Annotated in this window: 2 protein-coding genes and 1 pseudogene; all 3 read right to left on the bottom strand. The window is 61.3% G+C overall.

Annotated elements, in window-relative coordinates:
• Positions 1 to 229: 229 nt before the first annotated feature.
• The gene (locus tag ABT116_RS41495; RefSeq protein ID WP_003945965.1) at positions 230 to 382 is read right to left on the bottom strand and encodes an SDR family oxidoreductase; all 153 of its coding nucleotides are present in this window, start codon (positions 380 to 382) and stop codon (positions 230 to 232) included.
• Positions 383 to 407: 25 nt separating this feature from the next.
• Positions 408 to 958, bottom strand: a pseudogene (locus ABT116_RS41490) (SDR family NAD(P)-dependent oxidoreductase).
• 204 nt (positions 959 to 1,162) lie between these two features.
• The gene (locus ABT116_RS41485) at positions 1,163 to 2,116 is read right to left on the bottom strand and encodes a hypothetical protein (protein WP_206030026.1); all 954 of its coding nucleotides are present in this window, start codon (positions 2,114 to 2,116) and stop codon (positions 1,163 to 1,165) included.
• Between the last annotated feature and the right edge of the window lie 887 nt (positions 2,117 to 3,003).

Below are 3,003 nucleotides of genomic sequence, written 5' to 3'. Positions count from 1 at the left end.
AGCATTGTCAGAGCCATCGGCGCCGCATGGTCCCCGTTACTTTGGTGCCCAAATGTAATCGAGCTTGACGCAGTCGACCAGCCTCGACAAGTCCGTGCCTGTGCCCTCTCCGAGAGCGTGAAGAGGGGTTGCCTCGGTCTCCGGATTGATCGATGACGGCGGATTGGTGAGCCGATGAGGAGTGAGCGGCAATCCCTCACGGAAAGTGGGCCAGAACTAGGGGTTGTTGTCAGCGATCGAGCAATACGCGGCGGCTCGCGGCGATGGGACTCTGCGCGGTGAGACCCCCGTCGAGTACCAGCGTTTGACCGCTCATGTATCGGGACTCGTCCGATGCGAGGTAGACCATCGCCCAGCCGATGTCCTCGGGATCACCGATCATATCGAGGGCGTTGTGTTGCCGGATTTCATCGATGACCTCTGCGGGGACGTTGTCGCGGAAGGACGGGTGTCATGACCGCACCCGGAGCAACAGCGTTGCAACGGATTCCTTGCTTACCGTACTGAGTGGCAATGTATTGGGTCAGGCGAATGACAGCCGCTTTCGCTGCGCCGTAGGCGCACTGGAGAGTATCCCCAGCGAGACCTCCGATCGAGGCGGTGTTGATGATCGAACCGCCGCCGGCGACGAGCGTATGTGGCAGCGCCAATTGTGAGGTGACTACCGTGCTTCGGGCATTCAACGCCATCGTCCGGTCCCACTCGTAGAGGTCGAGGCGCAACAGGTCGAGATCCTTACGCGGGTTGCTTCCGCCGACGTGGTTGCACAGAACATTGATACCGCCGAATTCGGTGGCAGCGCGGTCGATCATGGTGGCTACTGATTTTCGTCCATCACGTCGACCGCGATACCTACGGCGCGATCCCCGACCTCTGAGCGGGAGGTTTCGGCAGCAGTATTCGAGGCGGCGTCCCCGTCGAGGTCAGCGATCAGGACACTTGCGCCCTCTGTGACCATGAGCTCGGCGGCGGCGCGCCCGATCCCGCTCGCGGCTCCGGTGATGACGATTTTCTTGCCAGCAAGGCGATTCATGAGAGTTCCTCTCGCAGAAGTCGTACAGAATAAGGTGCTTGTTCTCACTGTGCCGCCCCGAGCCTCACAGTGCCGCCCGAAAGTATTACGGGCGGCACTGTGTCGGGGCCGGGTGCGCCGTGGAGTCTGTCAGTGGGAAGCGTGTGCGGGCGAAGTCGTCGGCGTGGGCTTACGCAGATGGGTGAGTACAAGAAGGACCACCGTCAACAGGAGCCATCCACCCAGGATCAACAGCCCGTGGCCGATCCCCGTGCTTCCGAAGTAGACGATCGAGCGTGCTGCGTCCATCGCTCCGGCGCCGATCCAGAAGTGACTGAGACCGGACCAGAATCCGGGGAGAAAGTCCGCTGGGAAGGCTGCGCCTGCGCTCGGGAAGTTGAGGAAGATCATCAACAGCATCACGATCATGATCGCCGTCTTACCGAACACGCGGTTGGCGAGAATACTGACCAATCCGACGGTGAACGTGTACGTGAAGATCACAGCCAACAGGCCGAGATTTTCGACGAAGGATGCTTCGTAGAACCCGACGAAGATGGCGGAGACAAAGTACGACACCATCACGCCGATGACCGCCATCACCGCGAGCACACCGAGTTTGACACGCAGCTCCATCGCCGGAGCAACCTGCGCGAGCACGGTAATTGTCAAGTAGCCGATGATTGTGCACACCACCAGCAGGTAGAACAGTGCAGAACCCGTCGGGTCGTCAGCCGCGAGAGGTGCATGATCGATGATATTCGCCTGCTGCCCCTGGGCAGCTGCCAGCGGCTGGGCCAATCCCTCGACAGCCTGAACCCGCATCGGCCCTTCGGCGGAGGCGATGTGGACGTTCATCGGCGTCCCCAGTTCGATCACGCCGGCGATCTCGCGGCCTTGCAGTCGCTCCAGTGCTGCTGCGGTGTCCGTTGTGGTCGCGAGGTCGAACTTGTCCCCGACGTTCGGCGCGAGCTGTTCGACCAAGGCCGACGTGGCGGACTGCGGCCCAGCGACCACGACCCCGACATGATGCGGCGTCGGGCTGTGGAACGCGCTGACATAGCAGAGCGCGAACATCACAGCGAAGAAGATGGGGAACACCATCGCCTCGATGACGGGCCGCCACAAAGTGCGGCCGGGCGCAGCGTGGGTCGCCGGAGCATTTGCATGCTCCAGGAGGTGAGTGGGCGCGATAGGTTCGCTGAGTATGGGGCAGCGGTGAACGAGCCGCCGCTACGGCGGGTTTTCGTCAGAACTTTACGAAACGTCGATTCCGGATCACCTGTGTTGCACGGAAAACGATTGCTGCGCCGGAGGTTACGTCGACCGCCCGAGTGCGTTTCCGGGAACCTCCTGTCCTACGGCGGTACGGGATGAAGCGATGAAACCGGCGGCGAGAAGGAGTGAAGGGTCGATTGGTAGGCGGCCGAACGAGGGGAGGGCATAAGGGGCTCCGTTCACCAGTACAAGGCATGAGCGCCAGGAACGCAAAACTAAAACCTGCCCTTCTGCCGGGCGTCATTGCCGACGTTGTGGGGCCGGGGCGATTGCAGCGAATGCGATCCAGGGGCGTCGAGATTGAGCGCTTCGACGAAGGAGCCTCCACAAGAACGGATCGGACACTCCCTGCGCTGAAACGATCGGGAGTGATTCTCGTGCGGTGTGGCCGAGATAACGAGACATGTGCTGGACGGGGAAACTTGACGTGTAACGCACATATGAGGTGAAACGATGTGCGCCGGCCTGCTGTTTCGCCCGTCCTCGCCCCACTTAGTCACAAAACTGAAAATTGTCTACCTTAACCGTGAGGAATATACTTTACGGTTTTTCCGCTATGGTGGGCGGAGTGAGGCCACATGGGCTGTATGCGAGATATGCCAGGTTTCGGGCGCGGACGGATGCGCGGTCGTTGGCTGTGCTCTTGAGCACGGGCGGAGCGCACGCCGATCGTGCCCTGGACCAGGCCGCGGTCGTAGGCGTGCAGCGGCTGG

Origin of the sequence: Streptomyces sp. NPDC002130, assembly GCF_040296465.1 — a bacterium.
Lineage (GTDB): Bacteria > Actinomycetota > Actinomycetes > Streptomycetales > Streptomycetaceae > Streptomyces.
This window is presented reverse-complemented; position numbering and strand designations above follow the sequence as displayed.

Bases quoted from the DNA above. Each gene is read 5' to 3' on its own strand.
- ABT116_RS41495 (WP_003945965.1), bottom strand. From the start codon at position 382: ATGATCGGTGATCCCGAGGACATCGGCTGGGCGATGGTCTACCTCGCA.
- ABT116_RS41485 (WP_206030026.1), bottom strand. From the start codon at position 2,116: ATGGTGTTCCCCATCTTCTTCGCTGTGATGTTCGCGCTCTGCTATGTC.